Annotated in this window: 14 protein-coding genes; 13 read left to right on the top strand and 1 reads right to left on the bottom strand. The window is 64.5% G+C overall.

The annotated features are described in order from the left end of the window. Positions 1-41: 41 nt before the first annotated feature. From PP4_RS12355 to PP4_RS12335, 5 genes are all read left to right on the top strand, one after another. Entirely contained in the window at positions 42-551 is a 510-nt protein-coding gene (locus PP4_RS12355; RefSeq protein WP_016499515.1) for a sigma-70 family RNA polymerase sigma factor, read from the top strand. Next, on the top strand, positions 548-1513 hold the full coding sequence (locus PP4_RS12350; RefSeq protein WP_016499514.1) for a FecR domain-containing protein: 966 nt from the start codon (positions 548-550) through the stop codon (positions 1511-1513). Before PP4_RS12355 ends, PP4_RS12350 begins: the two co-directional genes overlap by 4 nt. A gap of 213 nt (positions 1514-1726) precedes the next feature. After that, positions 1727-4144 (top strand): TonB-dependent receptor, encoded by a 2418-nt coding sequence (locus tag PP4_RS12345; RefSeq protein ID WP_016499513.1) that lies wholly within the window; start codon positions 1727-1729, stop codon positions 4142-4144. Positions 4145-4307: 163 nt separating this feature from the next. After that, positions 4308-5957: an MFS transporter gene (locus PP4_RS12340; RefSeq protein ID WP_016499512.1), complete on the top strand. Its 1650-nt coding sequence runs from the start codon at positions 4308-4310 to the stop codon at positions 5955-5957. After that, positions 5954-7087, top strand: coding sequence for an HlyD family secretion protein (locus tag PP4_RS12335; protein ID WP_016499511.1), 1134 nt, complete (start codon positions 5954-5956; stop codon positions 7085-7087). The genes PP4_RS12340 and PP4_RS12335 overlap by 4 nt, the downstream gene beginning before the upstream one ends. A 16-nt stretch (positions 7088-7103) precedes the next feature. On the opposite strand, the gene PP4_RS12330 is transcribed toward PP4_RS12335, so the two are convergent. Beyond that, the gene (locus PP4_RS12330) at positions 7104-7979 is read right to left on the bottom strand and encodes an AEC family transporter (protein ID WP_016499510.1); all 876 of its coding nucleotides are present in this window, start codon (positions 7977-7979) and stop codon (positions 7104-7106) included. A 515-nt stretch (positions 7980-8494) separates the two neighbouring features. Between PP4_RS12330 and PP4_RS12325 the strand changes: the two genes are divergently transcribed. The 8 genes from PP4_RS12325 (at position 8495) to PP4_RS12290 (ending at position 16854) form a co-directional block, all read left to right on the top strand. After that, a complete protein-coding gene (locus tag PP4_RS12325) occupies positions 8495-9793 on the top strand; it encodes an MFS transporter (protein ID WP_016499509.1) in 1299 nt (432 codons plus the stop codon). A gap of 165 nt (positions 9794-9958) precedes the next feature. Continuing rightward, entirely contained in the window at positions 9959-10267 is a 309-nt protein-coding gene (locus PP4_RS12320) for a hypothetical protein (RefSeq protein WP_016499508.1), read from the top strand. 48 nt (positions 10268-10315) lie between these two features. Beyond that, complete coding sequence (locus PP4_RS12315) at positions 10316-10867, top strand: YbhB/YbcL family Raf kinase inhibitor-like protein (RefSeq protein ID WP_016499507.1); 552 nt, start codon at positions 10316-10318, stop codon at positions 10865-10867. A gap of 554 nt (positions 10868-11421) precedes the next feature. Continuing rightward, on the top strand, positions 11422-12483 hold the full coding sequence (locus tag PP4_RS12310) for a 3-deoxy-7-phosphoheptulonate synthase (protein ID WP_016499506.1): 1062 nt from the start codon (positions 11422-11424) through the stop codon (positions 12481-12483). 79 nt (positions 12484-12562) lie between these two features. Continuing rightward, positions 12563-12844, top strand: coding sequence for a peptidylprolyl isomerase (locus PP4_RS12305; protein WP_016499505.1), 282 nt, complete (start codon positions 12563-12565; stop codon positions 12842-12844). Between the two features lie 13 nt (positions 12845-12857). Further along, positions 12858-14783, top strand: a complete 1926-nt coding sequence (locus tag PP4_RS12300; RefSeq protein ID WP_041167704.1) for an extracellular solute-binding protein — start codon at positions 12858-12860, stop codon at positions 14781-14783. After that, positions 14780-15838 (top strand): microcin C ABC transporter permease YejB, encoded by a 1059-nt coding sequence (locus tag PP4_RS12295; protein ID WP_016499503.1) that lies wholly within the window; start codon positions 14780-14782, stop codon positions 15836-15838. Before PP4_RS12300 ends, PP4_RS12295 begins: the two co-directional genes overlap by 4 nt. Further along, positions 15838-16854: an ABC transporter permease gene (locus PP4_RS12290; protein ID WP_016499502.1), complete on the top strand. Its 1017-nt coding sequence runs from the start codon at positions 15838-15840 to the stop codon at positions 16852-16854. The genes PP4_RS12295 and PP4_RS12290 overlap by 1 nt, the downstream gene beginning before the upstream one ends. Positions 16855-16910 lie beyond the last annotated feature (56 nt).

Here is a 16910-nt window from a genome sequence, read left to right as displayed (position 1 = left end):
ATTCTTAATTGCACCCCTTTTGCCGGAACCTTGCGCACGCCATGCCGCCCGCCGACCCTACCCTCAACCTGCAGGTCCAGACGCTGTACACCGAGCACCATGGCTGGCTGCAGGGCTGGCTGGGGCGCAAGCTGGGCAATGCCTGCGATGCAGCCGACCTGGCTCACGACACGTTCGTGCGCCTGCTCAGCCGCCAGGGCAATAGCTATTTCGGCAGTGAACCCCGGGCCTTGCTTACCCACATCGCCAAGGGCCTGGTGGTCGACCGCTGGCGCCGGCAGGATGTCGAGCGCGCCTATCTGGAAGCCATTGCCCACTTGCCGCAACCCGAGGTGCCCGCGCCGGAAACACGCTGGCTGATCCTGGAAACCCTGTGCCGCGTCGATGCCATGCTGCGCGACATGCCGGCTCGGGTCCGCCAAGTGTTCCTGCTGTCGCAGCTGGACGGGCTGACCTATGCGCAAATCGCCGAGCAGTTGCAGCTGTCTCTGATTACCATCAAGCGTGACATGCGCACGGCCTTCCTTGCCTGCCTGAGCATTGACGGATGACCGCGCGTATCGACCCGCTGATCCTTGGCGAAGCCGCTGACTGGCTGGTGCACCTGCAATCGGGCACCGCCACCGATGACGATCATCACGCCGTGCAGGCCTGGTGCCAACGCAGCGCCCAGCACGCCCAGGCCTGGCAACGTGCAGAGGCGATTCTCGGTGATTTGCGTCGCCTGCCCACCCCCGTTACCGGTGAAACCCTGCGCCGCCTGAGCCGCAACGGCGCAGTGAGCCGCCGCCAGGCCCTGCATCGCCTGGGGCTGTGGCTGCTGGCAGCACCGGCGGCGTGGTTGGCCTGGCGTGAAGCACCCTGGCAGCAATGGGCCGCCGATGCCCGCACTGCAGTCGGCGAGCAACGCGCGTTGACGCTTGCCGATGGCAGCCAGGTGCTGCTGAACACCGACACAGCCATCGATATCACCTTCGATGCCCGACAGCGCCGCATCGACCTGCTGGCGGGCGAAATCCTGCTTACCAGCGCCAAGGACCCTGCCACTCCGGCGCGGCCACTGATGGTGCGTACCCTGCATGGCCGGGCCATTGCACTGGGCACCCGTTTCAGCGTGCACCTCGATGGCCCGTTGACCCGGGTAGCCGTGCTCGAAGGCGCGGTCGAGGCCCGCCCGGTGCACGCCACCAGCGGCCTGCTGCTCCGGGCCGGCGAGCGCAGCGCTTTCGATGCCGACCGGGTACTGCCCGCCGCTGCGCTGGAAACCGGTGACCTGGCCTGGGAGCACGGCATGCTGCTTGCCCGTGACATGCGCCTGGCCGATCTGCTGCAAGCGTTGGCCCGCTATCGCCCCGGTGTGCTGCGCTGCCACCCTGCAGTACGCGAGTTGAAGGTGTCCGGCGCCTTCCCGCTGGCCGATACCGATGCCAGCCTGCGGCTGCTGAGCGACACCCTGCCAGTGACAATCCAGGGCCTGACCCGTTACTGGGTAACCGTAGAACCTCTCGCCTGACGCGGGCCCTGTAGGAGCGGCCTTGCGCCGCGATGGAGCGCGTAGCGGTCCCAAGTTCTGTGCCTTCTTGCAAGATTGCCGGGGCCGCCTTGCGGCCCATCGCGACGCAAGGCCGCTCCTACAGGGGCCGTGAATATTTCGTTGATACCTTTTCCTGCGTCGTCCGGTGATGAGTGCAGAACCTTCAATTTTCTGCACCTACAGGACCCTCGCATGACGCCCCGCCAGACGTACCGCTTGCCTTTGAAGGCCCTGAGCCTCGCCATCGCCATGGCCGCCCTGGCCCCCACAGCGATGGCCGCCGATGCCACCTCGCGCAGTTACCACCTGGCTGCCGGGCCACTGGCCGACGTGCTGGCGCGCTTTGCCGCCAGCGCCGGGGTACCGCTGTCGTTCGACCCGGCGCTGCTCAAGGGCGCACAAAGCCAGGGGCTGGAGGGCAACTACAGCGTGCCGGAAGGCTTCGCCCGCCTGCTGGCCGGCAGTGGCTACAGCCTGATAACCACCGACAGTGGCGGCTACACCCTGGCGCCGACGGTGGACCTGGGCAATGCTTTGGAGCTGGGCGCAACCACCATCAACAGCGACCTGGCCGCCAGCAGCGACACCTGGCAAGGTGGCCAGGTAGCCCGTAGCGCCCGCCTGGGCGTGCTCGGCGACCAGGCAATCAGCGACGTGCCGTTCAGCGTTACCAGCTATACCGCCAAGACCATCGCCGACCAGCAGGCCCGCACTTTGGGTGACGTGTTGCTCAATGACGCGTCGGTGCGCCAATCGGCGGGCTTCGGCAACTTTTCGCAGGTGTTCACCATCCGCGGCCTGCCGCTGAATACCGACGACATCAGCTACAACGGCCTGTACGGGGTGCTGCCGCGCCAGATAGTGACCACCGAGGCCCTGGAACGGGTGGAGGTATTCAAGGGGTCGAGCGCCTTCCTCAATGGGGTCGCGCCCCAGGGCAGTGGCATTGGTGGTGCCATCAACCTGGTGCCCAAGCGCGCCGAAGATACCCCCACTCGGCATATCACCCTCGACTACGCCACTGGCGACAACGTTGGCGGCCACCTGGACCTGGGCAAGCGTTTTGGTGAAGACAACCGTTTCGGCGCTCGCATCAACCTGGCCCAGCATGACGGCGGCACCGGCGTCGACGACGAAGCCCAGCATTCCACCCTGGTTGCCGTGGCCCTTGACTACCGTGGCGAACGGCTACGCCTGTCAACCGACCTGGGTTACCAGAAAGAGCGCATCAACCAGGGCCGGGCGGTGATCTACCCCAACGGCAGCAAAGTGCCCCACGCCCCGTCTGCACGTGACAATTACTCGCAGGACTGGACCTGGTCACAGCTCGAAGACACCTACGGCATGGTCAACGCCGAGTATGACCTGAACGACAACTGGATGCTGTACGCCGGCGCCGGCGCCAAGCACACCCGCGAAAATGGCGAGTATTCCTCGCTGTACGTCAGCGACGCCAACGGCACCGCGCGTGGTGGTTTCCTGTACTCGCCCCACGACGAAGACAACAAGAGCGCCGTTGCCGGGCTGAATGGCCGCTTCGCCACCGGCCCGGTCAGCCACCGCTTCAATTTCGGCCTGTCAGGCATGTGGGGTGAGCAGCGCTCAGCCTATGAAGCACTGGCTGCGGCCAAGCGCTACGACAGCAACCTGTACAACCCGGTGAAGGTGCCGCGCCCGACCGATACCTATTTCGGCAGCGACCTGCACGACCCGCGCATCGTCGGCAAGAACCGCAACAAAAGCGTGGCGCTGTCCGACACCCTGGGCTTTTTCGATGACCGCGTGCTGCTGACCGTGGGCGTGCGCCGCCAGTCGATCAGCGTGGACAGCTGGGCGACCGCCACCGGTGCGCGCAACACGCCGTATGACGAGTCCATCACCACCCCGGTGTATGGCCTGGTGATCAAGCCCTGGGAGCATGTGTCGTTCTATGCCAACCGCATCGAGGGCCTGGCCCAGGGCCCGACGGCACCGTCGAGTGTCAGCAATGCCAACGAAGTATTCCCGCCCAAGCGCAGCAAGCAGGTAGAGGCCGGGGTGAAGCTGGACTGGAACAGTTTCGGCGCCACCCTGGGTGTGTACCGCATCGAACAACCAAACAGCGTCACCTACCGCGCACCCGGCGCAACGCTGGACACCTTCAGCATGGACGGCGAGCAGGTCAACAAAGGTGTGGAGCTGAACCTGTTCGGTGAACCGGTGGACGGCCTGCGCCTGTTGACCGGTGCCGTGTTCATGCACACCGAGCAGAAGAACACCGCCTATGGCAGCAACGACGGCAACCGTGCTGCCGGTGTACCGCGCTTCCAGTACAACCTGGGGGCCGACTGGGACGTGCCGGGCATTCAGGGCGCCGCACTCAGCGCCCGGGTATTGCGTACCGGCGGCCAGTATGTGAATGCGGCCAACAGCCTGAGCATCCCGGCCTGGACCCGGGTGGACCTGGGCGGGCGCTACCGTTTCAAGGTCGATGACAAGCAGGTGACGTTGCGGGCCAATGTGGAGAACGTGGCGAACAAGGCGTACTGGGCATCGGCGTCGACCTCGAACAACTATCTGACCCAAGGTACACCGCGGGTTTTGCGCTTATCGGCCAGCGTGGATTTCTGAGCCTGGAGGCTGGGGCCTGTTTTAGCCTGCTCCGGCTTCTTCGCGGGTGAACCCGCTCCCACAGGTACAGCGCCAGCCTCAAGGCCAGTGTCATACCCGCGAAGAGGCCGGAGCAGGCGGTAACTGTTTTCCTTGCAGTTGCCGCTCAAGTACAGTCTGCCCCATGGACAAATACGCCCCCCGCCAGTGGCTCCCCCACGAAAAACCCAGCCTGCCGGGCTCGCCCTCCACGCCCCTGCATTCGCCAGCCAAACGCCTGGCCTACGGGGTGGTCGGCCTGCTGGTAGCCATCACCGGTGGCTTGGGCAACGCGCTGGTCACCGCCAACCTGGTGTTCCTGCAGGGTGCCTTGGGCGCGACGTCCGCAGAAATGGCCTGGCTACCGGCCGCCTACGTCATGACCAACGTGTCCATCAACCTGCTGCTGGTGAAGTTTCGCCAGCAGTTCGGCCTGCGCGCGTTCACCGAAGTGTTCCTGGTGCTGTATGCCTTGGTCACCTTCGCCCACCTGCTGGTCAACGACCTCAATTCGGCCATCGCCGTGCGTGCGGCCCACGGCATGGTCGGGGCAGCGCTCAGCTCGCTGGGGCTGTACTACATGATCCAGGCGTTTCCCGCGCAATGGCGGCTGAAGGCGATGGTGCTGGGCCTGGGCGCCTCGCAACTGGCGCTGCCGCTGGCGCGGATCTTTTCCGAAGACCTGCTGCAGATCGCCGAATGGCGTGGCCTGTACCTGTTCGAACTGGGGCTGGCACTGGCAGCGCTGGGGTGCGTACTGATGCTCAAGCTTCCGCCAGGTGACCGCTTCAAGACGTTCGAGCCCTTGGATTTCCTGACCTTCACCTTGATGGCCAGCGGCACCGCCCTGCTCTGCGCCGCGCTGTCGCTGGGGCGCATCGAATGGTGGCTGGAGGCGCCGTGGATCGGCGTGGCACTGGCGGCATCGATCGCCCTGATCTTCGCTGGCCTGGCCATCGAGCACAACCGGCGCAACCCGTTGCTGATGACCCACTGGCTGGGCAGCGGTGCGATCATTCGCCTGGCACTGTGCGTGGTGCTGATCCGCATGGTCACCTCCGAACAGTCCACCGGTGCGGTCGGTTTCCTGCAAGTGCTGAACATGGGCAGCGAGCAGATGCGCACGCTGTACTGGATCATGCTGCTGGGTGCCGTGGCGGGCCTGGCCAGCAGTGCCCTGACCATCAACCCCAACCACCTGGTGATCCCGCTGCTGGTCTCGCTACTGGCCATGGCCACAGGTGCGTTCATGGACAGCAGCTCAAGCAACCTCACACGCCCGGCACAGATGTACTTCAGCCAGTTCCTGCTGGCGTTCGGGAGTACCTTTTTTCTCGGCCCGTCGATGGCCCTGGGCATCAGCCATGTACGCGCCAACCCGCGCAACCTGGTGAGTTTTTCGGTGTTGTTCGGTATCTGCAACAACCTTGGCGGCCTGATTGGCGCGGCGCTGCTGGGCACCTTCCAGACCTGGCGCGAGAAATTCCACTCCAGCCACCTGATGGACCGCCTCAGCTTCCTGGAACCGTTGGTTACCGCCCGCGTACAAAGCGGCGGCGCCGGCTACGGTGGCATCTTTGCCGACCCGGCCCTGCGCAACGAGGCCGGCATGCGTGTGCTGGCCAATGCCGCCAGCCGTGAAGCGAATGTCATGGCCTACAACGATGTATTCGTGCTGATTGGCAGCATCGCTATCCTGACCATGATCTGGATATGCATCCGTAGCACCTGGCTCTGGTACGCAAGACGCCAGACCACCTCCACCGACTCCACCCCCGGCGCGCCTACCCGATGACCGACGACACCCGCACCACGACCACCACCGCCATCGCCGAAACCCCGGAAGGCACCACACCCCCCAGCGAGCCGACCAGCCCGGGGCGCTCTCGGCGGGTGCGCATCCTGTCAACGATCAGCTTCGCCTGCGTGGCCCTGGCCGGCATCCTGCTGGTGCTCTATGCCTGGCGCCTGCCTCCATTCGGCAGCGCTATCGAAAGTACCGAAAATGCCTTGATACGCGGCCAGGTGACCATCATCGGCCCGCAACTCAGTGGCTACATCGTCGACGTGCCGGTGCACGACTTCCAGTTCGTCAGGGCAGGCGACCTGCTGGTGCAACTGGACGATCGCATCTACAAGCAGCGCCTGGCCCAGTCCATCGCCCAGTTGCAGCAACAGCAGGCGGCCCTGGCCAACAACCTGCAGCAGCGTAAAAGCGCCGAAGCCACCATTGCCCAGCGTCAGGCAGCCATTGGCGATGCCATGGCCCAGGCAGCCAAGGCCAAAGCCGACCTTGGCCGCAACCAGGCGCTGGTCAATGACGGCTCTGTGTCACGCCGTGACCTGGACCTGGCCCGGGCCAGTGAAGCCGCTGCCGTCGCCAGCCTGGCCCAAGCCAGAGCGGCGCTGGAAATCGCCCGCCAGGACCGGGAAACGGTGGTGGTCAACCGGGCCGCGCTGCAGGCCTCGGTGGAGAATGCCAAGGCGGCCGTGGAGCTGGCGCGCATCGACCTCGACAACACCCGGGTCACCGCCCCGCGCGACGGCCAGCTCGGCCAGATCGGTACACGCCTGGGGGCTTATGTGAATTCCGGCGCGCAATTGATGGCGCTGGTGCCCGACACCTTGTGGGTGATCGCCAACATGAAGGAAACCCAGATGGCCAATGTCCGCATCGGCCAACCGGTGAGCTTCACCGTGGATGCGCTCAACCACCTGAAGCTTCAGGGGCATGTACAGCAGATCTCGCCAGCAACCGGCTCGGAGTTCGCCCTGTTGCAAGCGGACAATGCCACCGGCAACTTCGTCAAGATTGCCCAGCGGATTCCGGTGCGCATTACCGTGGATGCCGACCAGCCAGATGCCAGACACCTGCGGCCGGGGATGTCAGTGGTGGTCAGTATCGATACCCGTACTCAGGATTGATGTGCTTGCTGCCGGCCTACATCCACCAGGCCAGCACCACCGGCAACCAGGCAAACGACAGTACCGTGGAACACATCACCAGGTTCGCCACCTGCTCTGGTTCACGGTTGGCCCGTACCGCCATCAGGTAGTTGAACACCGCCACCGGCATCGCCGACTGCACCACCAGGACCGCGCGCTCAAGGGTGTCCATGCCTAGCGCCGCCCCCACTGCCCAGCCCATCGCAGCCCCCAGGCCAATGCGCAAGCCGCCCAGCAACAGGCCACTGCCCACGTGGCGCAGGCGAATGCTGGCCAGCGATACCCCCAAGGTCAGCAGCATCAGAGGGATGGTCATGCCGCCCAGCAGGTCTGCGGTGTTGGCCAGCCAGCGCGGCAGTTCGAAATCGAGAAAGATGATGGGCATGGCGCCCGCCAGGCTGATGACGATCGGGTTGCGCAACAGCGCCTTGAGCGAAGCCGCCGTGCCGGAAATGGCCATGCCGATGGTGAACTGCACGATCGACAGGGTCAGGAAAAACGCCACGGCCAGGGCCAGGCCGTGCTCACCGAAGGCGTACAGGCTGATCGGCAGGCCCATGTTGCCGGTGTTGGGGAACATGAACGCCGGCAGCAGTACTCGCCAATGCATGCCAGAAGCGCGACACACCAGCAACGCGGCCAGGGCCATGCCCAAGGTGCACAGCAGGCAAGCCACCGCCATGCTGGTGAAGGCATCCGGGTTCAGCTCGGTGCGGCTGAGTGTGGACAGCACCAACGACGGGGTTCCGACAGTCATCACAACCCGGGCGATGAAGTCGGTTGGGTAGTCCAGGCCTTTGCGGGCCCAGGCATAGCCGATGCCGGCGACGATGAAAACCGGGGCCAGGACTGCGAACAGCGACGCGAACATGATGGGCCTTCCTTGGTGTGGGTTCAGCATTATGCAGCAGTCCGTGAGAGGGCCGGGGCTGCTTTGCAGCCCAATCGCCGGCAAGCCAGCTCCCAAAGGAAGCGTGTTATTTCCAAGGCATGTGCAATACCTGTGGGAGCTGGCTTGCCGGCGATTGGGCCGCACAGGGGCCCCAAGATGTCTGCCCAAGACACTTTCATGTCGCCCTTGGACTGCGGCGTCTCGTCGCATACCCGTGCCCCTTGGGCAAAAGCTTCCAAGCCCGTAGAATCCCGCTTCCTTTTCGCCCGTCGCCTTGAACGGTGGCAACCCGCAGCAATGACAGAGTCCGTGCCTGAACACATGAACGCACATGTGAAATAGGCTCAACCCTCCCCGCCCGGCCCATTCCCAAAGGTGCCAGCGGTTGAGTCTTGCCCAGGTCGCATCCGTGTCGCCACTCGCCCCCTTGTCGGGTCGAGCCGGTGTGCGCGTCCGAGAAGGCGCTCATTCCGCTCATCCAACTAGAGGTTCGTATGTCTCCGCGTTTGCTGGCCATGGCGCTGGCGCCCCTGCTCGGGCTGTTCATCATTGCCCTGGGCAACGGCTTCATGTCTTCGCTGACCACCCTGCGCCTGGGCGCTGCCGGTGAATCGGCCACCACCATCGGTGTCGTCTCGTCGACCTACTTCATCGGCCTGACCCTGGGTGCCATCTTCAACGACCGGCTGATCTTGCGCATCGGCCATATCCGCGCCTATACAAGCTTTGCTTCACTGATCGCCGCGACCATTCTGCTGCAGGGGCTGTTCTACGATGTCACCTGGTGGTCGGTGCTGCGCCTGATCAACGGCTGGGCAGCAGTCGGCGTATTCCTGGTGATCGAAAGCTGGCTGCTGCTGGCCGGCGACGCGAAAATCCGCGGCCGCCTGCTGGCGCTGTACATGATTGCCTTCTACGGCGCCGGGGTGATTGCCCAGGCAGGCCTGGGCGAAATCACCCAGCTTGGCGACACCGCACCCTTCATGCTGGCTGGCGTGCTGGCTGCCCTGTCTGTGCTGCCTATCGTGATCCTGCCGCGGGTATCGCCCCTGCTGGACCAGGTCGAACCCCTCAAACCCCGCCAATTGCTGGGTGTGGCGCCGTCTGGCCTGGTTGGCTGCTTTGGTTCGGGCGTGGCGATTGCCGGTATCTATGCCCTGCTGCCGTTGTACCTGCAGCGCATCGGCCTGGCAGTGGGCGAGGTCGGCAACATGATGGCCTGGGTGATCCTCGGCGCCATGCTGCTGCAATACCCGGTGGGCCGCTGGTCCGACCGCAAGGACCGTCAGGACGTCTTGATCGCCCTGGCCGCGCTGTGCGTGGTGCTTTCGCTGATCACGGTATTCCTGCCGTCGGACTCTTTCCTGCTACCGGCCATGCTGTTCCTGCTGGGTGGTGGCGTGTTCACGCTGTACCCGGTGGCAGTCAGCCACGCGGCCGACCGGGCGCCTTCCGATGCGCTGGTACCGATGATTCAAGGCTTGCTGCTGATCAACTCGCTGGGTTCGGCCATGGCGCCGGTGGCGATTTCGCCGATGATGACCGAGTTTGGCGAGGCCGGGTTGTTCTGGGCCTTTGCCGTGGTCAATCTGGCCATGGTTTGCTTCTTCATGTGGCGCCGTGGCAAGCGCCCGGCCGCAGAGCACCCGGCGCCGTTCACCGCCTCGACCACCTTCTCGCCAACCGGTGCCGAGCTGCGGGTGACCGAAGACCTGATGCATGCGGCGCAGGAGCATCCACCGCTGGAACCGGTCGAAAGCCCGGCGCCAGCGCAGCGCTCGGAATCTCATTGATTCCAGGGCCGCTCTCACAGGAAATCGCATTTCCTTGTGGGAGCGGCCTCGCGTCGCGATTGGGCTGCAAAGCAGCCCCGCAAATGACCACCCGTCGCCTAGAAGGCACCCCGCCACCCGTCGCCAGCCAAACGAATGACAGATCATCCGCAAAGGAGCATTCCCATGATCCGCATTCGCCCGCTTTCCCTGTGCCTGGCGCTGGCCTTGACCAGCCTCACCGGCACCAGCTTCGCCGCCACTGACACCAACACCGACAGCCGTCCGCAAACCGACCAGTCTGGCGGCAAGACCGCCGGTGATGACAGCAGCGTCAACAGCCCCGGCAGTGGCCAGGACAACGACAGCAGCGACACCGGCAGCAACAGCGATGCCGCCGACGGGGCCAGTGGGGGTTCCAACAGCACGGGCGAGGCGACCGGCTCTGGGGCCGGGCACACCGGCGGCACCGCCGAGGACCAGGACAGCCACTAAGGCTCGCCTCGGCTACACTGCGCCCCAAAGCCCTGCCAAGGATTCGTCATGAACGTCAAACCGTGGCTGCTCGCCGCCCTGCTCCCTTGCACGGCGTTGGCCAACAGCAGTAACCAAGGTGCGCTGTCGATCAGTTCTTCGTCGTTTACCGATGGTGGCGTGATTGCCCTGCAGCAGGTCGGCCCAGACCCGGCCTGCGGCGCCGGTGAAGAGCGCACCCCGCAACTGAGCTGGGAAAACCTGCCAGCAGGTACCCGGTCGCTCGCGTTGATCATGTTCGATCCGGACGGCGGCAAGGGTATCGGCGTGGTGCACTGGGTTGCCTACAACATCGACCCGGAACACGATGGGCTCAAGGAAGGCATGGCGGGGCTCAGTGGGCAATACGTGACTGTGGGGCGCAACTCGCGGGGCACCCTCAGCTACCGGGGCCCCTGCCCACCCGCTGGCGACAACCCGCACCATTACGCACTGACCCTGATCGCCACCGACCTGCCGTTGGGCACCTTGCCCGAAGGCCTGGACCGCAATGGCCTGCTGCAGTTGCTACAAGGCCACGCATTGGGGGCGCAGAGCCTGGTCGGTCGTTATGGCCATTGAACCAATCAGTACAAAAACAAATGATCGGCCCCATAGCATTTATCCATTGAATGGCCCGGTAAAACTGAAGTAAGCTCGGGCTCATTCACTGGAGAGCAACATGCCAAAACACACCCGCAACCACGCCAACCACACCGGTCGCAACCTGCGCCCTGTGCTGGCCGTTGCCGGCTGCGTGGCACCTGCCAGCTATTACTTTGGGTATTGGTTTAGCCACTAGGCGCCGATACCCACACGGCGCCCACCTTCGAGGGGCCGCCGAACATGAGAATACTCAAACCCCCGGTCGGCTCCCCGACCGGGGGTTTTGCTTTTCAGGCCTTTGAACAACACCGATTCATATTGAGGACAGATTCATGAACTACGCCACTTACTACTACGCAAACACCTATGCCTGGCGATTTAGCCAATCCCGCTCGGGCCAGCCTGCCGCCTCCGATCGGTCTTCTACAGGTGGCAATGCAGCAGCCAATACGAATTCAACGATCTGTCGAACACCTCGATAGGGCCGACCACGCGGGCCAGAACCCGCCGTCCGCCCAGGGAAAAACGCCATGCAAGCTACCAACCTCGCCCTGCCCCTGACCCAGCCGCAAGCAGCCAACACCACCGTCAGCAAGCGCCTGCCCAGCCCGCACCTGCTCAAGCAGCAGATGCCGCTGTCCAGTGAACTGGCCCAGCAAGTCCAGGCCCACCGCCAAGCCATCCGCAACATCCTCGAAGGCCGCGACGAGCGCCTGCTGGTCATCGTCGGCCCATGCTCGATCCACGACCCACGCTCGGCCCTGGAATACGCCGACCGCCTGGCCGCCCTCAGCAGCGAAGTGGATGACAAGCTGCTGCTGGTGATGCGCGCCTACGTCGAAAAACCGCGTACTACCGTGGGCTGGAAAGGCCTGGCCTACGACCCGCACCTTGATGGCAGCGACGACATGCACTCGGGTATCGCCTTGTCCCGCGGGCTGATGCTGAGCATGATCGAGCGTGGCCTGCCGGTTGCCACCGAGCTGCTGCAACCGATGGCCGCCGGCTACTTTGACGACCTGCTGGCCTGGGCTGCGATTGGCGCACGCACCACCGAATCGCAGATTCACCGCGAAATGGTCAGTGGCCTGGAGCTGCCGGTCGGTTTCAAGAACGGCACCGACGGCGGCATCGCCATCGCCAGCGACGCCATGCGCAGCGCTGCCCACCCGCACCGCCACTTCGGCATGGATGCGCAGGGCCACCCGGCAATCATCGAAACCCTGGGCAACCCCGATACACACCTGGTACTGCGTGGTGGCCACAAGGGCCCCAACTATGATGCCAACAGCATCGCCATGGCCCGCCAGGCCCTGGCCAAGGTGGGGTTGCAGGCGCGGATCATGGTCGATTGCAGCCACGCCAACAGCGGCAAGGACCCGGCACGCCAGCCAGCGGTGTTCAACGAAGTGCTGGAACAACGCCTGGCCGGTGACCGCTCGATCGTTGGCGTGATGATAGAGGGGCACCTGTTCGATGGCTGCCAAGCGCTGGGCAAGGGGGCACTGAAATACGGCGTGTCGATCACCGACGGCTGCCTGGGCTGGGCCTCGACTGACACCCTGTTGCGTGAGGCGGCACAAAAACTGTAAGCCCAAGGTTGCGAGCCTGGCGAGACATACCCCAAGCAAGTGCGCTAGGCTTGCCTTTTTACCCCAAGGAGCAGTACCCATGGCCCGTGCAACCGCCCGCCACATCCTGGTCAGCAGCGAAGACAAGTGCAACGAACTGAAAGCCCAGATCGAAGCAGGCGCCGACTTCGCCGACATCGCCAAAGCCAACTCCACCTGCCCGTCCAGCCGTCAGGGCGGTGACCTGGGCTCGTTCGGCCCAGGCCAGATGGTCAAGGAATTCGACACCGTGGTGTTCAGCGCCCCGGTCAACACTGTGCAAGGCCCGGTGAAGACCCAGTTCGGCTACCACCTGCTGGAAGTGACCAGCCGTCAGGACTAAGTCCTCGCAGCCGATGAAACTCCCTGTGGGAGCGGGCGTGCCCGCGAATGCGGCGGATCAGTCAACAAGGTTGTCTGGCCTGGCCTATTCGCGGGCATGCCCGCTCCCACAGGGGTTGTGCTGGCTGCTCCTGCTTTGCCTTGCCTTCGATACACAGGCCGCTCCCAGCCACGCCCTCACCGTCTACGACGAAGCCCCCCGCTACACCCCCGACTTCCAGCATTTCGACTACGTAAACCCCGACGCCCCCAAGGGCGGCATCCTGCGCCGCTCGGCCATCGAGATCGGCCAGTTCGACCATATCCTGCCGTATATCGACAAGGGCATCGGTGTCAGCGAGGTCGACGGCCTGCTATACGCGCCACTGGCGGTCCGCTCGTTCGATGAACCCTACACCGTCTATGGCCTGATCGCCCGAAACATGGAGCGTGGCCCGGACGATGCCTGGCTGCGTTTCGAGATAGATCCGCGTGCCACCTTCGCCGATGGCAAACCCGTTCGCGCCGAGGACGTACGGTTTACCTTCGAGCTGTTGATGAGCAAGGGCAGCCTTAAATACCGCACCCAGTTCGCCGACGTGACCGGCGTCACCGTGGAAGGCCCGCAGCACGTGCGCTTCGACTTCAAGCCCGACCACGGCCGCACCCTGGCGCTGGACCTCGCCAGCCTGCCGGTGCTGCCCGAACATGACTGGCAGCAGCGCGACTTCGCCAATGGTGCCGGCTTCGACAAGCCGGTCGGCAGCGGGCCGTACCGCATCGGGCGCATCGACAACGGCCGCAGCATCACCTTCGAGCGCAACCCGACCTGGTGGGCGCGCAACCTGCCGGCCAGCCGTGGCCGCTACAATTTCGACCAGCTGCGCATCGAGTACTTCGGCGACACCGAAGTGGCGCGGCAGGTGCTCAAAGGCGGTGGCTACGACTATAACCGCGAGTTCTCCGCCACCGCCTACACCCTGGGCTACAACGGCGCGCAACTGGACGACGGCCGCCTGCAACGCGCCCACCTGGGCCCGGCCAAACCGCAGGTTGCCCAGGGTTTCGTGTTCAACCTCGACCAGCCGCAGTTCAAGGACCGCCGCGTGCGCCAGGCGCTGGGCATGCTGTGGGACTACGAGTGGAGCAACCGGCAGATGATGCGCAACCTGTACATCCGCCAGCAGAGCGTGTTCTCCAACACCCCGCTGGCAGCCCGCAAGCTGCCGGATGCCGGCGAACTCAAGCTGCTCGATCCGCTGCGTGGCAAAGTACCGGACGAAGTCTTCACCACCGTATTTACCGCACCGGTCACCGATGGTTCGGGGATTATCCGCAAGCAGCAGTTGCAGGCCTTGGCGCTGCTCGAACAAGCCGGCTGGCACCCCGAAGGTGACCGCCTGGTGAACAGCCAGGGCACGCCGCTGGCATTCACCTTCCTCAATGGCCAGTCCGGCCTGGAGCGCCTGCTGCTGCCGTGGAAACGCAACCTGGCACAGATCGGCGTCACCTTGAACATTCGCAATGTCGATTCAGCCCAGTACGTCAACCGCCTGATGGCACGCGACTACGACATGATCGTCACCGGCTACCCGGTCACCCTGTCGCCCGGTGCCGAGCTGTACAACTATTTTGGCTCGGCAGCCGCCCACGACCCCGGCTCGAACAACCTGATGGTGTTGCAGGACCCGGCCGTGGACCACCTGATCGACGGCCTGGTGCGCGCCGACACCCAGGCCGACATGCTGCAGCACGCCCATGCCCTGGACCGGGTGCTGCAATGGAACTATTACTGGATCCCCAACTATTACCCGCCGGGCAGCTCCACCGCATGGTGGAACCGCTTTGGCCTGCCCAAGGTCCAGGCCGCCTATGACGAAGGCCTGGACACCTGGTGGGAAGTAAGCCCCACCCCGCTGACCAACGCGCAAATGGCCGAACGCCGGAAGGCCACGCCATGACCACCTACATTTTGCGACGCCTGTTGTTGATCATCCCGACGCTGCTGGCGATCCTGCTGGTGAATTTCGCCATCGTCCAGGCCGCCCCGGGTGGCCCGGTGGAACAGGCCGTTGCGCGGCTGCAAGGCCTGGGTGGCGGCGCACCCGGCGCCCGGGCGGAAGTGGTGCACAGCGAGTCGCGGGCCACCCGCGGCCTGGACCCGAAACTGATCGAAGAGATCAAGCGCCAGTACGGCTTTGACAAGTCCGCCCCCGAACGCCTGTGGTTGATGCTCGGCCAGTATGCCCGCCTGGACTTTGGCAGCAGCTTCTTCCGTGGTGCCAAAGTCACCGACCTGATCCTCGACAAGTTACCGGTCACCCTGTCGCTGGGCTTCTGGGCCACGCTGATCACCTACCTGGTATCGATCCCGCTGGGTATCCGCAAGGCGGTGCGCCACGGCAGCCGTTTCGATGCCTGGAGCAGCGCACTGATCGTGATCGGCTACGCGCTGCCCTCGTTCCTGTTCGCCTTGCTGTTGATCGTGCTGTTCGCCGGCGGCACCTCGCTCAACTGGTTCCCGGTACGCGGCCTGGTCTCGGAAAACTTCGACGAACTCAGCCTGGTGGGCAAGGTGGCCGACTACTTCTGGCACCTGGTGCTGCCGGTCGGGGCCTTGGTGATCGGCGGTTTCGCAACCCTTACGTTGCTGACCAAGAACGCCTTCCTGGACGAGATTTCCCGCCAGTACGTGGTCACCGCCCGCGCCAAGGGCCTGAGTGAGCGCCGGGTGCTGTACGGCCACGTCCTGCGCAATGCCATGCTGCTGGTGGTGGCCGGGTTACCGCAGGCACTGATCACGGTGTTCTTCGCCGGGTCGTTGCTGATCGAGGTGATCTTCTCGCTCGATGGCCTCGGCCGCCTGAGTTACGAGGCCGCCGTGTCGCGGGATTACCCGGTGGTGTTCGGCACCCTGTTCATCTTCACCCTGGCGGGCCTGTTGATCCGCCTGATCGGTGACCTGTCGTACACCCTGCTCGACCCGCGTATCGACTTCGACACGAGGGCGCACTGATGCTTTCGCCCGTCTCGCGCCGCCGCCTGCAACGCTTTCGCCGCAACCGCCTGGGCTGGGTCTCGCTGTGGCTGTTCGCCGGCCTGCTGCTGTTGTGCCTGTGCGCAGAGCTGGTGGCCAACGACAAGCCGCTGCTGTTGGGCTACAAAGGCGACCTGTATGTGCCGGCGCTCAAGCGCTATAGCGAGCAGGAATTCGGCGGCCAACTGCCATTCCAGCCCGACTATCGCAGTGCCTATGTACGGCAATTGATCGCAGGCCAGGGCGGCTGGATGCTGTTCGCGCCCATCCCGTTCAGTGCCGATACGCCCAACTACGACCTGCTGGTACCCACCCCCAGCCCGCCCAGTGCGAGCAACTGGCTAGGCACCGACGACCAGGGCCGCGACGTGCTGGCTCGGGTGTTGTATGGCACGCGGGTATCACTGCTGTTTGCCTTTGCACTGACCGTGGTCAGCGTGTTTATCGGCGTGGTGGCCGGCGCGTTGCAGGGCTACCACGGCGGCTGGGTCGACCTGCTCGGCCAACGCCTGCTGGAGGTGTGGTCGGGGTTGCCGGTGCTGTACCTGCTGATCATCCTCAGCGGTTTTGTGGAGCCGGATTTCTGGTGGCTGCTGGGCATCATGGCGCTGTTCTCCTGGCTTGCCCTGGTCGATGTGGTGCGCGCCGAGTTCCTGCGTGGGCGCAACCTGGAGTACGTGAAAGCCGCTCGCGCGCTGGGGTTACCGGACAGCCAGGTGATGCTGCGGCATATCTTGCCCAATGCCATGAACGCCACGCTGACCTATGTACCGTTCATGCTGACCGGGGCAATCACCACCCTGACTGCACTGGATTTTCTCGGTTTCGGCATGCCGGCCGGGAGTGCCTCACTGGGTGAGCTGGTGACCCAGGGCAAGCAGCATCTGGAAGCGCCGTGGCTGGGCTTTACGGCGTTTTTTGCGCTGGCGGTGATCTTGTCGTTGCTGGTGTTTATCGGCGATGCCTTGCGCGAAGCCTTCGACCCCAGAGGATGAGTTATCAGGCCCGTCCTCTTCGCGGGTAAACCCGCTCCCACAGGACCTCTACAGAC

Origin of the sequence: Pseudomonas putida NBRC 14164, from assembly GCF_000412675.1 — a bacterium.
GTDB classification, from domain to species: Bacteria; Pseudomonadota; Gammaproteobacteria; order Pseudomonadales; family Pseudomonadaceae; genus Aquipseudomonas; species Aquipseudomonas putida.
This window is presented reverse-complemented; position numbering and strand designations above follow the sequence as displayed.